9 protein-coding genes are annotated in these 19,222 nt (G+C 59.4%); 3 read left to right on the top strand and 6 right to left on the bottom strand.

Annotation, left to right across the window (positions count from 1 at the left end; translation table 11 throughout):
* Nucleotides 1-151: 151 nt before the first annotated feature.
* The 5 genes from AC1D1N_RS13660 to AC1D1N_RS13640 form a co-directional block, all read right to left on the bottom strand.
* The gene (locus AC1D1N_RS13660; protein ID WP_436259897.1) at nt 152-553 is read right to left on the bottom strand and encodes a periplasmic heavy metal sensor; all 402 of its coding nucleotides are present in this window, start codon (nt 551-553) and stop codon (nt 152-154) included.
* The gene (locus AC1D1N_RS13655) at nt 550-984 is read right to left on the bottom strand and encodes a hypothetical protein (protein ID WP_436259898.1); all 435 of its coding nucleotides are present in this window, start codon (nt 982-984) and stop codon (nt 550-552) included. Before AC1D1N_RS13655 ends, AC1D1N_RS13660 begins: the two co-directional genes overlap by 4 nt.
* Nucleotides 981-1,565, bottom strand: coding sequence for an RNA polymerase sigma factor (locus AC1D1N_RS13650; protein ID WP_477349101.1), 585 nt, complete (start codon nt 1,563-1,565; stop codon nt 981-983). The genes AC1D1N_RS13655 and AC1D1N_RS13650 overlap by 4 nt, the downstream gene beginning before the upstream one ends.
* Before the next feature lie 109 nt (nt 1,566-1,674).
* Nucleotides 1,675-2,058 (bottom strand): hypothetical protein, encoded by a 384-nt coding sequence (locus AC1D1N_RS13645; protein ID WP_477349099.1) that lies wholly within the window; start codon nt 2,056-2,058, stop codon nt 1,675-1,677.
* Nucleotides 2,059-2,105: 47 nt separating this feature from the next.
* Entirely contained in the window at nt 2,106-2,540 is a 435-nt protein-coding gene (locus AC1D1N_RS13640) for an EF-hand domain-containing protein (protein WP_477349097.1), read from the bottom strand.
* Between the two features lie 249 nt (nt 2,541-2,789).
* Between AC1D1N_RS13640 and AC1D1N_RS13635 the strand changes: the two genes are divergently transcribed.
* The 3 genes from AC1D1N_RS13635 to AC1D1N_RS13625 all read left to right on the top strand — a co-directional run bounded on the left by AC1D1N_RS13635 (nt 2,790) and on the right by AC1D1N_RS13625 (nt 5,918).
* On the top strand, nt 2,790-3,215 hold the full coding sequence (locus AC1D1N_RS13635; RefSeq protein WP_477349095.1) for an EF-hand domain-containing protein: 426 nt from the start codon (nt 2,790-2,792) through the stop codon (nt 3,213-3,215).
* Between the two features lie 39 nt (nt 3,216-3,254).
* On the top strand, nt 3,255-3,680 hold the full coding sequence (locus AC1D1N_RS13630) for a BA14K family protein (protein WP_112561673.1): 426 nt from the start codon (nt 3,255-3,257) through the stop codon (nt 3,678-3,680).
* A 1,209-nt stretch (nt 3,681-4,889) separates the two neighbouring features.
* Nucleotides 4,890-5,918: a lytic murein transglycosylase gene (locus tag AC1D1N_RS13625; RefSeq protein ID WP_477349093.1), complete on the top strand. Its 1,029-nt coding sequence runs from the start codon at nt 4,890-4,892 to the stop codon at nt 5,916-5,918.
* A 395-nt stretch (nt 5,919-6,313) separates the two neighbouring features.
* Here AC1D1N_RS13625 and AC1D1N_RS13620 read toward each other — a convergent pair whose 3' ends face one another.
* Nucleotides 6,314-18,613, bottom strand: a complete 12,300-nt coding sequence (locus AC1D1N_RS13620; RefSeq protein WP_477349091.1) for a SpvB/TcaC N-terminal domain-containing protein — start codon at nt 18,611-18,613, stop codon at nt 6,314-6,316.
* Between the last annotated feature and the right edge of the window lie 609 nt (nt 18,614-19,222).

The raw sequence follows: 19,222 nt of genomic DNA, 5'->3' as shown, positions 1-19,222 counted from the left end.
AAGCGCAAGCCAGCCGAGAGGTCGCGCCGGAGCAAGGTCAGGACAAGCCTGTCGTACCGCATTGTTCCATCTTCGCGATCGGGCCTCGCAAGCCAGTTGGATATCGACATAGGTCGGCGACGATTGTGCCCCCAAGTAGGGCCGTGGCGGCTCAGCCTCCCACAGCGGGTTTGGCGTTGACATTCTTCAGCGCCATCAGGAGATAGTCCTGCATCGTCGCCTGAAGGCTGGTCGTGGCGGTGCGCACCGCTGCCATCGCATCCTTCACCGCGGCTTCGTCGAAAGGCGTGGCTTTCTGTGCCGCCGCCAGATTGGCGCGCGCGGCACGCAGTTCGCGCAGTGCCTGGAAGGTTCGCGCGCGGTTGTCGCGCAGCACGCCGCGGAACTCCTTCCTCACCTCGGGCGGATAGCTGCTGGCGATTTCCGACAACAGCACGCGCGCTGCCGCGCCCTGGCGCAGCCCATGCACAGCATAGCCGACGAGGAAGAAGTTGAGGGCGAGCGACAGCGCAAGCAGCACCAGCGTCGCCGCCCATATCCAGGAGCGCTTCAAAGCGAGCCCTCCTCTGCCGGATCATCCGCGACAACACCGCCATCGGCCAGCGACGATCCCGACGCCAGCGCCAGAAGCTCCGTATCGGACGGATCGTCCTGCAGCCGCGCCACCTGGTAGCCTGCCAGCGCCGCCGTCACGAGCGCGGCAGCGGCGCAGGCCGCGAACCCGGTCGGACTCAAGAGCAGGCGCGCCCGGAAGGATGGGCCAGCCGAGCCGGCTTCGATGCGAGCCAGCACCTTGCTAGCCAGTTCCTGGTCGTCGCCATCGGTCAGCGCTGCTTCAAGAACGAGGCGGTCGAGCGCGGCATCGGGATCGTCCTTCCGCTCCGCTGCCATCAAGGCCAGTGCCTGCTGGCGGAAGGGCGCCGGCCATGCCTCGACAATGTCGCCGAAGCGCCGCCTGTTTCGTTCGAATTCGTCCCGTGTCATGAGGACTTCCTTTCGCGGCCCACGGCCGCCATTGCCAAATGATCCCTGAGTGCGCGCCGTCCGCGAACAAGCAATTGCTCGGCCGAGCCGGCGCTGCTGCCCATCACCTCGGCGATTGCCGCGATATCTAGGTCGCCTACGGCCCTGAGCAGCACTGCCATGCGCTGCCGTTCCGGCAGGCGCGAGAGCCCGTCGCGCACGATCGCCAGTTCCTGCCGCGCCGCGGTCGTCGCTTCGGCATCCGCCTCCGGCGACGCGACCTCGTCGCTTATGTCGTCCAGCCCGATGAAACTGCGTAGCGCCCTGCGTCGACGCTGGTCGATGCAACGGTTGGCGGTGATCCGGTAGAGCCAGGTCGAAGCCCGCCCTCTGGCCGGATCGAACCGCGCGGCCTGTTTCCAGACAGTCACGAACACCTCCTGCACCACATCCTCGGCGTCGCCAGCATTGCCGAGATAGCGCGCGGCAAATATCCGCAGCCCACGGCCATGGCGGGCGATGAGCTCGGACAGCGCGCTTTGGCTGCCCGTGGCGATGCGCGCCAGAAGCTCATCGTCGCCACGGGGCTCCTCATGTCGCACGGCGGCGGGCATCCACGGACGAGGCTGCTGGTTCGGCGAATCCGAAATTCGCATCGATCAGGAGGAGCACAGAAACGAATTTCGGGTTCAAATCCATCACACCAGAATGTCAGCGACGCCAGCGGCGGAAACCGTGGACCCTGTTGCCGTTTGGGCCGGTGAAGCTGCCGGCCGAGCGGCCCCGGAACGGCCCGCGCGCCGACACCCGTTTTCCCGAAAAGGTCTGTCCATTCGGCCCGGTACCAGAATAGCTGCGGGCACAGCGGTCAACAACGCCTCCTACGCATTTTGAGTTGGACGTATAGGTGCCGCCATTGGGGCCGGTGCGAGTTGTCGAGCCGGTGTAGACGTTGCCGTCCTTGCCGACGCTGCGGCTGATCTCGCCGCCATGCGCAGTCGGCCGTTTCCATTCCTCGGCCGAGGCAGGAGATGCCGCCGATGCGAGGAAGATGGCGCCGAGGCAGAACAGCTGGATTTTCATTGGAAAGGTCATGTCATGTTCCTTGGTGAGGCAGATTGACGATCGATCGGCGTTGAAGATCAGTTGGTACGCTTGGCTATCAGCTTGCGGACGGAGGCAATCTCGTCGGCCGACAGCTTGTCGTCGCCATCCCGATCCGCGAGGTCGAACAAAGGCATGCTGCTGGCGAATTCCTGCTCGGAGACCTTGCCGTCGCCATTGGCATCCATGCGCCGCCAGCGGTTGCCGAGCCGCGCCTGCGCCACCTCGGCACGGTCCTTGATCGCCTGGCGGGCACTCGCGATTTCCTTCTCGTCGATGACGCCGTCGCCATTGCGATCGAGCCGCTTGAACACGCGCTCGCGGGCGGCCGCCATCTCCTCCTTCGAGATGACGCCGTCGCCGTTGGTGTCGATCCGTTGCAGAATGCGCTGGCCGGGCAGGTCCTGCGCCTGGGCCGCGCCGAGCGGAGTGAGCCCGATGAGCAGGGCCGCAATCAGTACTGAGCGTTTCATGATGATGTCCTTTCGTTCTCCCGTCGCGGGGGGCGACTGCTGACCGATACGCAGCGAGAGCCCGGCTCCTACGCTCGACGCGCAAGATTCTTTGCTGGACCTGCCAATCCCCACCGGCAGGGATCGGTCGTTGCGCCGGCAGTACCGAGAAAAAATCACCCTTCCCGCGTAGGAGCACGAGAGGCGCTGCGTAGAAGGCTCTGCAAGGAAGGTCCGCGGCGGACCATCCGATCCAATGCGGAGACCAGCATGAACAAGATCATCATGGCCTTTGTCGGCCTGTTGCTTGGCGCGGGCAGCGCCAGTGCTGCGGACGGCAGCGGCGCCAGGGAACTCTTCCGGCGCATCGACACCAACGGCGACCGCAAGCTCGAATTCAGCGAGATCCAGGCCGCGCGGGCGCAGATGTTCGACCGGATGGATGCCAACCACAATGGTCTGCTCGACGCGGGCGAAGTGCGCGCGGCGATGGAACAGGTGAAGTCGAAGCGCGACTTCCAGACCGCGCAATTCGCCGGCTTCCAGGCACAAGCCAGCCGCATCGACCGCAATGGCGACGGCAGGATTTCGCGCGACGAGTTTGCCGCCTTCATTCCCGATCGGTTGCTGCGGGCGGACACGAATGGTGACGGCGCGCTTTCGATCTCCGAACTGCGGGCGCTCCGACGTCAGTAATCCCCGAGCCCTTCGACCCCATCCAAAAGGAGTGAAAAGATGAAACGGACAATCACAGCATTTTGCGGTTTGATGATTGGCGCCACAGTGCTCGCCTCGCCGGCCGAGGCCTTGCCGGTCGCGCCGGCTTCTGGCCCGGCATCGGTAACCACAGCGCCGACGCCGGTCTGGTTTCGTCGCGGCTTCTACGTCGTCGGCGGCGGCTACTACTACAACGGCTACCGGGGCTATGTCCGTGTGCGGCCCGGCTACCGCTACTACAACGGCTACTGGTTCCCCGCCGCCGCCTTTGCCGCCGGTGTCGCGGCGGCGACCGTCGCACCATTACCACCGCGTCCGGCGGTTCGGCTTGCCGCAGCGCATGTGCGGTGGTGTTCCGAGCGCTACGTCTCCTACCGCGCTTGGGACAACAGCTATCAACCCTACAAGGGGCCTCGCCAGCAATGTTGGTCGCCGTACAACTGACAACGGGCGAAAGCACATCGCCAATGCGGTGCATCAACAATGGAGACCGGAGAATGATCCAGACCATATCGGAGGCCGTCGCATGGCGGCGCCACGAACAGGCAAGGCCGCGCAGGCAAGCGGAGATCGATCCGAATCCGTCTGCCTGCTATGTCGGCCACTACCAACTCGAGAGCGGCTGTATTGTCGCCGTCACCTGCAGCCATAGCCGTATGTTCATAAGTAAGAATGACGGTCGCCTTAGGAATGGCAAGGAAAGCGGGAATGGGTCGGCCTGACGCAAACCTTCCAGTATGATCTGGTAGGGCGGGTCACGAACGGGGTGGGTAGCTATGGCAACGACAGCTATGATGTCGCCGGCAACCGGCTGACGCGTTCGCTGGTCAACGGGGGGCGACCTCGACCACCTACACCTACACGAGCACCAACACCCAGCTCGCCCAGCGTTGCAGGTAGGAAAATGCCGCGAAATCGCCTATGTGAGCGGCAAGTCGAACCGTTTGCAGCGCTAGAAGTCGCCAGGAATGCAAGATAACAACTGTAAAAGCGTCCGGATTTCGGTCGCCCCTATGATGGATGGGGACGATACTTAAAGAAAATCAGTTAGTTATGAGCTAGCGTGTGCAAAACTCGCACACGAAAGTTCTGCTTCTCTTCCATTTTCGTTCCTGCGATAGGGCAACCGCGTGTGGCCTTCGGCCGTCGGGAAGGTTCTCTCTAGTCGAACTTGCCAATGCTTCCATGCCGAAAGTTCGCGCGAGCTCACGCAGGCTTTGAGCCACCGCACCGAAACCGAGAACCGATTCTGCAATCGCTGATTAAGGCGCACGATGTAGACGACACGGCTTTCGGTAAGGCCGTCCACGAAGTGAGCGGCGGCCACGACTCCGACAGAGCCCAGCAAAGGCGCAGGGTTAGTCATCTCAGCCGACCTGCAGTCGCCAGCGACAGCTTGCTTCTTGGTCGCCTCGAGAGACTGCTTGGCAAACATATTTCCCGAGGTGGTTGCGAAGGGGAGGGTTGATTGGAGCCTCTTGAAGAACACGGGCTCAGGTGACCAGTCGGAGCAATCACGTACTAGCTGTCATCACATTGTTGCTTCACGAAGAAATTCGCCATCAATCGACTTCATCCATCCTTGCGCACTAGGCAGTGTGGTGAACATTATTACAGTCTTGTCTATCAGTTTTCAATTTGGCCGGTGACATAATGGGACGTGACAATACGATGGAGGAAGCTTCGACAAAACTGCCAACCCGACTTTGGTTGCGTGTAAGTTGGGCCTTTGTCGCAACACTCGCCTTACATCCCTGCAGTGCGGGTTCTGAGGAATTCCCAGACCAAGTGCAGGAAATAAATATAAAGCGAGGCAATGGCGCATCGGTGTCTATGATTTCTGATGAAAATCCCGATCCGTTGCCAGTTCATGAGCTAGACGTACTACCCGGTTCCGCAGGAAAACAAAAATACCGAGAGGATAGGCCGGGGGATGCACGATGCGGAGTTGACAGTAGAGGTTTCAATGCATGGGTCGAAGCCTATAGGGCGAGCGCTCAGCACCGCGGCATCGACACCCGACCACTTTCTGGGGTCAGATACGAGACCGGTGTAATTCGGATGGACCGCCAGCAGTATGCTGCCTTCAAGGGCACTATGGAGCAGTTTCTGAACCGGCGGGCGCCGATCTCCTATGTCAGCAAGGCCAAGGGGCTGATGAAGTCGCAAGCCGGGCTGTTAGGCAAGATTCAGTCACGCTATGGCGTACAGCCGGAAGTCGTCCTCGCCATCTGGGGCATGGAGACCGGCTTCGGCGCCAATTCCGGCTCCAAGAGCGTATTCGGGCCATTGGCGACTCTCGCCTACGACTGCCGCCGCTCGGCCTATTTCACCAACGAGTTGGATGCGGCGCTGGAGATTGCGCAGAAGGGCTACATTTCGGCCAGCCAGATGAAGGGCGCCGGCTTTGGCGAGCTAGGCCAGACGCAGTTCCTACCGTCCAAATACCTGCAGTTCGCCGTCGATTTCGACGGTGACGGCCGTCGAGACCTCATCCATTCAAGAGCCGACGTGCTGGCGTCGACCGCCAACTTCCTGCGCGGCCATGGCTGGGTTGCTGGGGGCGGCTATGGGCCGGGCCAGGCCAATTACCGTGTCTGGAACGACTGGAACCGCGCCTCGGTCTACCAGCAAGCACTGGCCGAATTCGCGCGAAGGATAGCTGAGAGCGACGTTCAATGAACGGGTGAACTTCGCGACGAATGACAAGCGTACCGGCAAACGCGTCTCTGTCACTGCTGATGCCCGAAATGACAGCAAGAACATCACGCTCCGATGGGGCGACTGGCATTAAGTCCTTCCGGCGTCTGAAGGGCTGCAATCGCAGACTGTCGCGGATACGCGAGAACCAGAATCCGGTCAATGGCGGCATCCGCCGCCAGCCCGAACTGCGAACACGAGGATATCGCGCGGACGGCGCAGATCGATGACGAGTTCGGCCTTGATCGGGGACGACACCGACAATGATGCCATCCGTCGGCGTTCTCTCGACCGCAGAATGCGGCAGGTCTCGCGAAAGGCCACACGCAACTCCAAAAACCTGCGGTCGGATCAATTTGGCTACTCCCAACAGCTTGTTACTCTGGGGAACCTCCCTTCGGAGAGTTGTCATTCGCCGGTCTATAACCACCTTCGGGACGAATCTCATCAGCGCGTGGACTGCGCACTTCCGGCCTCAACGACTTTCCGCCAGGACCAACATGTTCGGTGTGTTCCTTCACGTTCGGGCGAGGTATGTCTCCGTGCGGCTTCCCGCTTGGGCGAAATTGCTTCGAACGATTACCCTCCCATGTGGTATATCCACCGTCAGGTTGTAGAATGCTATGATCAGAGCCCTTAGCTTCCGGAAGCGGGCTTGGTGCTTTTGACCTGCTCTCAACCCATGTGGGCATGACCGGCTGAGGCCATGATGGCAGGAGGCTCAGACCGGTTGCATCCTCAATTCGATCGATTGTCGTGCCAATTAGCCCCCCGGTAGCGGTTCCGAGTAGACCGAGCGAACCGGCACCGAGTGATACGGTAATCGGAGCCGCAGCGCCGAATGTGGGAATCGAAAGTACAACCCCGCCGGCGCCTCCTACTACCACTCCAGCAACTCCGCCCATCGCGCCGACAATCACAAATCCATCTGGCGTACCTGGCGCCATTCCATCAATGTCGAGGTAATTTATCGGGTTACCCCAGCCGAACCCGTATGCAGCCAAATTCCTTGAATTGAAAACTCCGTCGTTGATATCGCCCGATAAGTAGGCGCCTAGTATCGGATCCGGAGACAGCCATAGCGCCATGCGCTGGTCGTAGTGACGGGCGCCGAAATAGGTCAGGCCAGACTCTTCGTCATATTCCTTGGCGTTAAAACGATAGAGAGGCCGCGCCAGCCCATTGCGGCCATTAGCGTCACCGGCGACTGGCATCTCGCGGCCGACCAGAATTTCGCCGAACGGCGCGTATTCCATCTGCTTGTGTATGCGCGCGGTCGCTGGATCGTCGCCATTCGAATAAACAATGTCCGAGATGCTGCGCGTCGGCATTTGCGCGTGGTAGATGAACAGTCCGTTGCCGTCGGCCCATTTTGTCGCGATGCGCCTTGAGCCTGCGAGCACATGGTAGAGGGCATCCGGCTTTTCTCCCGGCTTGCGGGTCACCGTTAGGCGCGCATCGGCGTAGATCGTCTCGACCAAGTTCTTCCCGACGGCAGTTTTCTTAAACTGTCCGATCTTTTCCTGGGCGCGTTTGAGAACGCGCTCGCCCGCATAATCGTAAGTCTGCTCGGTGTATATGAAATTGCGCTGGCCCCCAGAACCCTTGTGCTTCCCGGCCTTCGGCGGATCGACACGCCGGTGCGTCGAGACCAGCGTATCGTCGGGATCCCAGCCGTATTCATTCGCCACATATCGCTTCTCACCCCGCGCAGGCTTTGCGAGACAGCCGGCACAACGCGTCAATTCAAGCCGGCCGGCAGCGTCATGGACGTAGGCCATTTCCTCCTTGAACGGCGCCTCAGGCTTCTTGACCGTCGTCAGGTCGACTGCGTGGGGTCCTCCATGACTGTATTCGTGTCTGATCTCCGTCGTGAGTTCCGGTCCATAGTCATTGAAGTCCGTAGCAGGAACGCCTGGTGCCTCGGAATCGCCCATCTGCAAGGTCCGGCGAAGACCTGTGAGGAGATGCGAGTCGGTAAAGCGGAATTCCTCCTTGAACTTGATGAAGGAGAGCGGCGCTTCGGCCGCGGCTTCCGCAGTCAGAGTCAACTCGTCTGCCGATTTGTTGAACGTGCCTAACACCTTGTCCGCCGATTTGAGGCGGCCGATCTCGTCATACGCAAAGTTGTTGGTCGAACCCGAAACCAGCAAGCCATAGGCCACCGCATTCGCTTTCGAAAGCGGGGAGCAGGCAGGCAGTGACGAGATGGGCAAGCACGGAAAAATGTCCCGCGGCAAGTTGTCATATCCAACGACTTGGCCTGCGGCGTCATAGCGATAGGCAAGGTTCTGGAACTCGATGGGAGGAGCTTGTCCGCTGCAATCGTCCGACGCCTCCTCATCGCAGCGCACCCCGATCCTCGATGAGGAACGCATCATGCGGTTTGTCGGGTGGGAGAACGTGTTGCGCGTAACGACGCCGTTGCCGTAGGCAATGCGCACCGCATTGCCACGCTCGTCAAATGACGTGTCGGCGACAATACGAAGCGGTCTGAACTGCTCGCTGCATTCAGGTGTATTGGCTGGCCAATCGTCAGTTGCGTCGACCGGCAGCTTGCATGGCGATCCCGCGAGAATCTCGGCAACTGGCCCGGCCGGCGAATATCTGTACCAGGTCGCCTGTGCGGCAGTCAGGACATTGGACAGATCGCGGTCGGCAGTACCGCCCTCCGCAAGCCCCGAGAACTCGCCTTGGAGTGCCGTGCGGCGCAGGAGGCCCCAGTTGTCGAACAAGCTTGCCGTTTGAACAGTACCCATAACCGGCGGCGGATCTGCCGCCGGATCGCTCCGCACCAGACCATACAGCGTCCGCTTGGTTTGTTCCGGCATTCCAAGCGCATGATAGCGGGGTGTGGCGTGGCGGCCCGTTGCATCGGTGATCTCAATAATTCGTCCGGCGCGATTGTCCCGCACATCATTGTCATTCGACGCCTTGCCATAGATGTAGGCCGCGTTCTTCAAGTCTCCATCAACGGAGACGGGGTCGACGTAAAGAACGTTTGCCAACCGGTCGAACTGGTATTCGTTCCTGATCGTGCGCGCAATGATCTTGCTGTTTTGCACAAGCGGCGCGAGGCACAAGTCTTCACCCGCGAGCCGAGTGCCGCCTTCGACGCGGCGCGCGCGCTCGACGTCGAATTCAGACAGAAGTTCGACCAGATTTTCCGGCTTTGAAACAGGCTCGGTCGTACGCCTGCAAATCACATTGGAGGCCAGATCGTACGAGAGCCGCTCGACGCCACGGTCAGGATCCGAGATGAGTGTCCGGCGCCCCAGTCCATCATAAGCCACGTCGATGCTCGATCCTGAACTCGCGCCACTTGTCGTGGCTGTCTCGGCCGGCAGCGCGACGCTGACCAACTGGCTTAACTCATCGTAGCGATATGCGGTTCTGGACCTCGCTAACGGGCCGCCGATCTCGCTCTCCAGATCCCGCAATGGTGCAGCGATCAGCGACTGGCCGGCAGCCACGGTGTCAGACACCTCGCCTTGCTCACAGCCGACACGCTGCTGGTCGCGATCATCGCCATCATAGGCGATCGTCTTGACCCAGCTCAGCAATTTTATCACCGCGTCGTCCTCAGGATTGCCGCTCGAACCCAAGGCGTGCTTTCCAAAATCCTTCTCGCCTAGGCTGCGATGAAAATACTCGCTGACCGAAACAACGTTTCCTCGCACGTCGCGATCAATCGCATGCGGAACGCATCGCGCGTCGCGGCTCACCGAACGGTGCCGGAGCTTGCCATCAACGTCCACGACCAGATAGCGGAACGCATAGCCGTTGCCATCAGAAAGTTGGACATGGAGCGGCCGGTCGAAGCCGTCGTAGACGATGCTTGCCTTTTCTTGCGAAGCCGGCCCGTCGGGAAGCCGGGCCTCATGAATCGGGGGCAGGTCATCGTGAGGCGTCGGCAGGAATATCTCCGTTTCGCGATCAAGGTTGTCGCGGCGGATCAATGGACCGGCCGCGTATTTCTTGCGCAGCGACGGGTCGCAGGAGGCGCCTTCGTCGGATTCTTCGCCTGGAATGCAGACGTCGGCCGGCGAGATCGTGTTTATGGCGATCCCGAGATGGTCGAAATGCGTATCCGAAACCAGCGCAAGCAGCCCGCTGCCAGGCTTCTCGACGCCGGCGTACTTATAGTTTCGGGCGCTAACAAAGCGGGTAACCCGGGAGACCGCTGTATTGGCTTCATGACTTGCCCCCACCACTTCGAGGCCGACCCTGTATTGATACTCGGCGATCGAGCTCCAAACAGCATCGGATGGTTTCTTTCCATCCGCCGTGCATTTTGCCTTGGCGCCGGGTTGGACACTATCGCCTTCCGGTCCTGCCCATGAGACGGAAACGCGCGTCGGGCGGCCAGTATTGTCATATTCAGTTGTCATGCCATTGCGGTTTACATCACATTGGGTCGTGGCAATCGCGTGGCGCCAATCGAAATCGCTGAAGGTCGAACGGAAAACGCCTTCCGTGCTTGCCGTTCCCATGGGGCATTTGGAACCCTGGCCGTTCGTTGTGACCGCACGATCCCGAGGGGGGACTTCCTTATCGAGCTTGCAATATTCCGTCTCCTCGCTGACTTCAGCGTATCGCACAACGTCATCGTAGGTATATGATTTCACGACGAAATAGCCGTCAGCAGATAGCGGGGAAGCATATCTTTCGATGTTCCCATACTGATCATATTGGTAGTTCGATACGGCAACACGCGAGAGCCGATTTATGTCCAACTCGGAGGCAAGTGGTGGGATGAACGCCTCACCCTCGCAAGGATCGGCAGAGGCAGAAACGTCCTCGAACGCGCATACCGCCAACAGGTCGCCGAACTCCCGAGAATACGATGCGGTTCGCCGGCGCAAGGGTTTCCCGGCCGGGTCGGCGCTGTCAACAACCACCGCACGCACGCGGTTCTTCAAATCGTAGGCAAGTGTCCCTCCGCCCGTCGCGCCGTGGATGAAGGAGAGCTGGATAGAGGAATCGTATTCGATGTTCGAGCAGAGGTCGTCAGCTCGGTCAGTAAGGTCGCCGAGATTACACATCTCGACGATGCGCCCGTAGTGATCGACGCCGTATTGCAAAGCCGATATGAGTTTTAGATCGCCTCCTTCCGTCGTCGACTGCACCGTTTGGACGAGCACCGGCGCGAGGCGCCGCGATTCACGGGGATCCCTTGGCGACGGCGGATCAAATGCTGCGGTGGATTCGAATTCGAGCACCGGCACGGGCTCACATTGCCCTGCCTCCTGATCGTCATTCGCGGGGCTCGGGAATGCAATCCGTCCGGGCTTGCCCTCGCTCATCTCGAGCATCGCCCTCATGACGGGTTTCATCGACGCGTCGCCACCTGCGGCTCCACTTGCGACATTCAACATCTGGCAGCCGAAATGCCGTGCAGTCGATACGCCGATATCCACCAGCACATAGGTATTCTCGGTTGTGCGCTCGCCACCTTTCTGGATGGACGACACGACCGGGGTCGCAAGATCGATCGTGTGCTCGCTGAGAAGTAGGCCTGATTCATAGATCGATCTGTTTGCATAGGTTCGCGCAGTTCTGCGGATGCCCGGCAGTACGGCAAGCCCTTCCGCCGACACCATGCCGATCGGTGCATCGGTCAAGGGCTCGTCGCAACCATCCACACTGACCACCTTCGAGTAGCCGAGGAATGTCCGCTCGAAGCGATCGAAGTATCCGCCGCTGTAACCATAGCAAGTACGACGGCGCTGATTGGGCATCACGTTGTCGGCCTGGACCCCATCCCAGACTTCCAGCTTGCTGAACACACGTCGTGTATTCGGATCGTTCCAGCTTGCGGCGACGAGCGAATAGCCGAACCGATAGTTGGCGATGGCGCCGGGCGGCAGGACGCCCTTACTCGCATCCGGGTTAGTCGGGAGGTAGACGGCACTCAGAACCCCGTGCCTGGCAAACGGGTTCTTGTAGATTTTAGCATCGCTATTGGAAAACATGAGGCTGAGATCGCCGGCGACGTTGATGCCGCCCGCGACCGCAAGGTCGGATAGGCCGTCGCCGTCCATGTCTCTGAAAGTGATGACCTGGCGATTGACGACTGCGCCAGTCGATGCACCCGGATTGATCACTATGTAGATACATCCCCATGGAACCGGAATGCACGGGCTAAGCGTAAAAAAGCCGCTCGCCGTGACGCTGTCGGTTTCGCCTTGCGACAGACCACCAAAATCCCGAGGAAGCGTTGCTATCTGCACAGAGCCGTCGGCGAACCCGTCGCCGTTGTTGATGCGGGCCGACACTGTTTTGCCGCTGATGCTGATCTGATCGACCAGCCCGTCATTGTTCATGTCGGCTAGGATCGCATTCTGCCTCGAATAGTTCGTCGCGGCTGAAAAGCCGCCTCCATAGGATTGCTTGTCGTCGCCATAACCTATGGATGCGCTCAAGCCTACCGAGGCCGACCGCTCAGTGATCAGCCCTCCGTTCCAGGGCTGCGCGGCGCTCTGGCCGATTGCCTGCCCGAGATTGAGTGAAACGCTCGCCGCGCCGGCGGAGGCGCCGGTCACTGCATCTGGTAGACCGTCACCGTTCATGTCCATGAAGTCAGCGTTTCTGGTTGTAGCGCCTTTGGTAAAGTCGAGGCCGAGCGACATTCCCCAGCCTGGGTCTCTGCTCGTCTGGTTCTGCGCCGGTGGATTGCCGGATCGGGAGCCCGCAAGACGCCCAGCTGCGCTCGCCGTGGCTTCGGCGAAAGTCTTCGGCGAGAGGAAGGGTATGCTGAGTGAGTTGGTCGATCCCTTCGACAGCCGCTGAAACTCTGACTTTACTGTTCCCGGTGCTGCCGGCCTTTCCGGGCAGTCGGCGGGTATGTTCCATGCGCCCTCCGTCAAACAGCGGAACCGTCCCGCAGGGTCAGTGAGAAGCACCTTGTTGCCCTGAATCTGGTCAGGGAAGCCATCTCCGTTGAGGTCGAGAACATCGGCAACGGAGTTGGTTTCGGTCGACATTTGAGAGACGCCGAGAAAGAGCTGAGCACTGTTGCCTTTGGAGGAAGTCGTCGAAACTTTCGGGAGCATTCGCACGAGCAACGGGCCAGCCGGCACCTTCGTTGCGGCTGGGCCAGCCGTCCCGCCCGCATTCTCATCCAGGCTGCTTGCGCGCCCTTCCAGATATTCAGCCTCGACGTTGGCCAGATCCTTGTCGCCGATTCTGCTCGAGCTCAGGTATTCGCCAGACGTCCACGCGCCCCTATCGGGCCCGACAGCGCAAAGATGCGGTGAGATCGGTGCCGCGGCGGTCGTGATGCCGGCGTGGTCGGCGACCGCCGTGGTCAGCTTGTTGTCTACCTGGGCAATCGATTCGGTTGTCGTAAGCGGGCGCCTGATCGGGTTCTCGGAACAGTAGATCCAGTCGTTCGGGCCAAGCGTCGATTCGGCCGGCTGCGCAGGTACACCGCTTTGAGCTTTCAGTTGTGGCTCGGCGGATGCCTTGAAGCTCAAGGTCAACGGAAAAACGCGCATTTGCGATAGGAACAGCTTGCGCTTGCAATCGTCTGGCGTATCGTTTGGCCCGTTGCATAGCCCGTTGTTGACCGCGTTGACCGCGTCGCCTTTTCCTATGGGACCTATTCTAGTCAGATATCGAGTGAGCAGTTTTGAGTACGTGCGGACTGTCGGCAGGTCCGAGATCGCTGCAAAGGAAGGTGGACCGGCAGTAGGCAACTCGGTTGGATCGGCCTTGCCGAGATCGATGGGCTCAAGTTCGTCGTATTCGGTGGTCAGGGCCAGTTCACCCCAGCCTCTTGATGACGATGGCTCGATCGGCGCTTGGCGTTGTGTGTAGGTTGGATCGAAAACCGCATAGGGAGCCGGTTTGCGAACAGGACCATCAAACACAGCTCCGACCAAGTGAACCGAACTGGAGGCGATTGGGCAAAGGCTAGGCCCACAGTCTCCCGTAGCCGCAATCGCAACCGTTTGCGGCTGTCTTGCACCGCCGAGGCCAGCCGCATTTTCGACGATGCTGGTAATTTCAATCGTCGATTCGTCGGGTACGCAAAGGCTGTAGGCGATCCGATCCGAGCGGACGAGCCTTACGCCGTCGTCGCCCTCGATAGAGTTGTCGGGCGTGGTATTGATCCGAGCATAAAAGCCCGTGAGTTTGGCAGGGTTCGGCTGCGTTGGCGACAGCGGCGGCAGAAGCCGCGCTTCCTGTGTCGTCAACTCACCGGCGGCTTGTGGCAGCATAGTGAGATCGCCGGAGCTCTGTGCGAAGAAATCGATCAGGTCGGAATCATCGATTCGCGCCGGCCATACATTGTTTAGAGGCCATGTGGTTTTTCTGACCGTAAAGGGCGTCAATTGGATCGGTTGGCTGCCTTTGCCGTCGACTAGCGTGACGAGCGTGTTTCGCAGCGCAAGTGCGGGTCGCTCCAGGTCGACCTTCTTTGCGACTTCGATCTCATCGGCCTGATCGGTCTCGCCTAAAGTCGCGGGTTCGAGCCGCAATCGATATTCTTTCAGATTCCCCTGGCTACCGACGGGGGCGGTTTGGCCCGGCCGGCAAGCAAGATCGCTGGCCGGCAATTTGATCGATTGCGTGCGCCTTGCGAACCGTTGCACCGGCGCTGTAGCTGATCCGCGCTCCGCATAGAAACTCCGGGATGCGGCGCCGATGGTCTTCGGGGTAACCCAGTGCCGATCATTCACGACGATGCATCGGTAGTGGATCTTTGAGCTGTGCTTGGGCCACGTATCTGGCGGCGTAAGTTCGAACGGATCATCAGTCGTGGGTGGCAGCGCGATCTCCTGGCTATCTCCTTGCGTTGCTGGACAGTTCGAAAGATCGGCGCGCCTGGCATCGCGGTCGGCCGGAGGGAGCAATTCGTCCACCTCCTCGTCGGTCCGATCCCTGTCGAGATAGAGCGTCAGCAGCTTGCGATCGAACCGAACTGAGAGCGCGTCTTCCTTCCAGCGGAAAAGCGACAAGTCCTGGGGCCAGACGATCGGTTTGTCCTTGCCCGGTTCTCTGAACCGAAGGAACAGGCAAACAAGGTCGCCTCGACGAACCTTGAACGCTTCGGTCGTCACTCGTCCCGCTTCGGAGCTTTCGGAAATTGCTGCTTGGCCGAATGCCAGGATGCGTGTGAACTGCTCTTTTCCTTCCTGCCCGGGCTGGCCATCCTGATCGGGTTTGCAAGATTCTTGCTGCGAGATCTCTGTCGGATTGCTGGGCCGCGGCAGAATGCGCGCTACGATCTCTCCAGACAGCAATGTCGCCGGCTTCGTGAGCGCTCCCTCAAAATGAAATGTTCCGTCGATCGGCGAGATAAAAAGCCCCGACCCATTTGCGAATTGGTCGTATTCCTCGGTCAGTCGATATCTCGTCAGACTGCGACCCCAGGGGTCGCAAAGTCTTGCCTTCGCTTCGTCGAAAATGAAATTGAATCCGCCAGGCAGCCGAACCTCCATCGGATGACAGTTCGACGAGAGGAACTCGAGTGACGCGGCTACCACAGAAGAGCCCGTGACGTCGGTGATTCCATATACTATATCCGCGGGCGGAGCGGGTGCGCCGATAGGTCGCAATTCGGCCATTCGCACATAGTCGATCTGCGGCGAAAACTGCACGACATCGTCTTGTGCGTTGTCGATGGAATGGGTTCGGAAGAAGACTACATCTCCAGCATTGACCGAGACCAGTAGACCGTCGTTCGGCCCGGCGCCGTGTGGGAACGCCGCCACAGCAGGAAGGTCGGGCCAACCCGGTCGCACGGTTTTAAGGCAGTTGCTCACTGGAACCGTGCCTGCGCCCGCAGCTTGAGTAACGAGCTTCACTTTCTGACCAGTCCCGCCAAGCGTCGCAGCGAAGCAGCGCAACATGTTGCCTGGTTGATCCCAAGCCCGGTCTTGATTCAGTTCGACAGTGAAGTATAGGCCGTCGCGCCTGTCCTTGCGTCGGATCGCGCTAAGCAGTGGATCTGGCTCTAGGGGAACATCTCGCAAGTCGGATGGCTCGCGGGGAGGAGCGTAAGTCACATTGCCGCGTATCAGCACTTCTCCAGAGAAAGGTGCACGCCAGTATCGCGTGACATCGACGCGCGGCTCGTTCCCGCTGGCATTCGAGGTAGCGTTGCGCACCTCTTCGGCCATAGACTTCAGACGAAGAGTGGCCTCGCCATTCGAAATAGCGGCATAGTCGCGGTCATCTACGAACGAACGATCCTGCTCCAGAGCAAACGAGACTTGTCCGCCGCGTGACGTATTGAAGAAAACCGTCCCGCTACCAACCACATCAGGGCGCCCATCGGCATTGACGTCCTGGACAAAGACATCTTGAACGGCCGAGCTTTTTGATCTGTAGGACGCAAAGAAGGAGGTCAGGAAATGGGCTTCGATTGCCGATCCACGCGTACTCTGGAAAGGTTCGCGATTGAAACCCATGAAGCCCGGCGGCACGGCAATGGCAATCGGATCGGCATCCAGAGCGAGCGTGCCAGTTGCATCGAGCTTGCCGAGCGTCGCTTCGTAGCGTCCAGCCTTGCGGCCGACGACGTCAAGCAGGCCATCTCCGTTTACATCGATGACTAACGTCGACTCTTGGTACGACGTTCGCTTGGAACTGTTGACTTTGACGCCGAAGGAATTCGTCTTTCCGGCATTGAAGAAATTGATACCAAGATAGAGGCTGCCGGCCAGGTCGGTCGTTTTCGAAGTGCCAAGCATCGATGACGCGAGCGGGCCCTTGGTTGCACTGCTCGAGCCCAGGATCGCGCCTCTGACCTGCGCTGCCAGTTCGACCGGAGCAGTGCCTTCCAGGACTTTTTGCCCGTCAACAGTTGCGGTTCCTGTCTGCGTCCATGAACGTGGTAGTGCTAGGCCAGCGACCGCTGACGTAGGCAGTTCGTAGTCCAGCCTTGTCGTATACGTGGTCTTGCTGTCTGTCAGGTCGTCAGGGAATGCAGAACACGCGCGTGGATCGGCGCCTGCGACCTTTTCGAACGGTGTCGAGTTTTGTGACACTACCTTGGCGATGCTCTTGAGGAACATTCGCCCCGCTGACACACCGCCTTGGCCTTTCGCAGTACTGAATTCCGGCTGGTAGTCGAATACATAGCTTAGAAACGCGGGCGAACAGCGCCAAGCGAGGGACTTTGCTCCCAGGTTTGGCGTGATCGTTGCCGACGCGTCGAAGAGTTGTCGCCCACGAACCTTGATTTTCGAGAGCATCAGCCCGCGTTTAACAAGGCCGCCGGTTCTCGAATCCGTGCGCACGTAGTGGGTGGCAGGAGAAATCCAGTCAAAGGCAACGTCATAGAGCGCGACCCGTCTTTTGCAGCTGGCAGCACCAGGAGTTTCACGGCATCTCAGGATCGTTTCCTCGGTCGCTAGGTTCGACGTGTACAGCAGTCTCCGCAAATAGAGATCGTGCCACCCGCCCGGGTCCCCCCCGTTCAGATCCCAGAAATAGTCGATTGTATTGCCGTGCCCATCAACTTCGCGCGCCAACCCCCATTTCGTCTCAGAGCTTTGATCGACCGACGCTTGAGCGCCCGCTCTGAGCAGTGCTCTACCTTCTGAGTACGATCCCGCACCTGCCATCTCGGGTTGTGGTAGATCTGCGTCATTGATGAAACTTGGCACACGCCCCGGAGCCCGGCCAAAATAAAGCGTGCGGGGACTACCTCCACTTGGGCTTTCGGCCCACGCCTCCCACCAGTAGTCCCTGGGGTTATCGCCATGACGTATTACACGCCAAAGTTCATTGTCTCGACGGAGCACAAACCTAGCCTGTCCTCTCTTGCGCGGTCGCAGGTTTGTGGTCCGATGCGGCATTGGCTGCAGCTGCAACGCGTCGGCCGGGTTCCCGACAAAGTTGTCGCCGGCCTCAGGCACGAGTTGGCTCCCGTTGAGCAGATAGGTTTCTGTTTCAAACGCCTCGCTGTAGACTGGAACGCCCCATCGTGTTTCAACCGTGATTGTAGGAACCTCCAGTTGCCAGCCCTCGCCGAGAGGACCGTAGCCGGTATTCGATCCATATCGGATGCTAACCGAAGGAGAAAAACCCCGCCGGGTTCCTGGGAATTCAATCGGATACGCGAGCGTCAGTTCGCCGGTTGGTGACGCCTCAGGCGTTTGTATCAGCGGAACGCCGGATAGCGGATTGGCCGATTTGAGCGCCCCTAGCTTTTCGCTATCCATTAGGCTGAGAGGCTTCGCCGTGCGGTCGACTTCCCTGATCGCGCCCGCAACAAACTTACCGGACTGCTCTTTCAAGGTGAAGACGGTGCGCTTGTTGTCGATGTCGAGGTAGGACTCGAGTGGCTTGAGCGCATCCAACTGGGCGACACGCTGCTCTACCGCAAATACGCCAATTGCTGTTTCATCGATTTCGTCGCCTAGCTCCGGCGATACGTACGGAATACCCAATCTCACCTGGCCGCTTGAGATCACCGAGAATGAAGAGCACTTGTCGGTGGCATTTAGAAAGGAGGCGTTGGGCAGGCCCTGCTCAGCAGCGTTGCATCTGACGAGCACGCTCACTCCATCGACATCATTCTGTTGTCTATGCTTCTCAAGAGCTGCCACAAGGCCAAATGCGTTTCCTTCACGCTTATGGCCGGTGAGAGTCAGTACAATTGAAGAGCCGTCATCTGCACCAAATTGCAGCGGCCGTTCGCTCTTCGTCGAACTTGACATGCTACGCGCGTCAGTTATCTGCGTAACAACCATCAAGCAAGAAAGCAAAAAGGAAAAAGCGCGACAAGAAACCCCGGTGGAACTGACGCCCCACATCTTGCACCCCCTGGCTCGCCGCTTATTTAGGCGGTCTGTCTAATATTGGTGGCGTATTTCGATTTCATTTGCAATCGCTTATTTAGTGGCAAGCGTATTGCGCCCAACATAGTCCCGCAGAAGCGGGTAGCGCTCATTGCGGGTTGAATCTATGTGTTCGGTATGTGGAGACGCCATCCGGACAGACAGAGCAAGAGCATCTTGAAGGGCGTTTTCTTTCTAAGCAGAGACACGGTTTGATGATGTCCCGCCTGAGTCCGGCAAGTCGAATGAATCTACTGCTCGTCAAGCAAAGCGAGCAGAGGCCCGAGGATTGGGCGAGCTCCGCGAGATGCTGAAGAGATTGATGTACAGGGCAGATAGATAATACAATCAAATGGTTAGGGAGGCTCGTGTGCAAAAACTGCACACGAAAATTCTACTTCTCTTCCATTTTCGTTCCTGCGAGGACATGGCCGTTTGGCCTCTTCACGCGCTTTTTGCTGGCGCATATCGCCAACTTCACGAGCCTAC

Source organism: Mesorhizobium sp. P2_B5 (assembly GCF_056404775.1).
The sequence above is the reverse complement of the archived record's forward strand: the minus strand, read 5'-3'. Positions and strand labels throughout refer to the sequence as shown.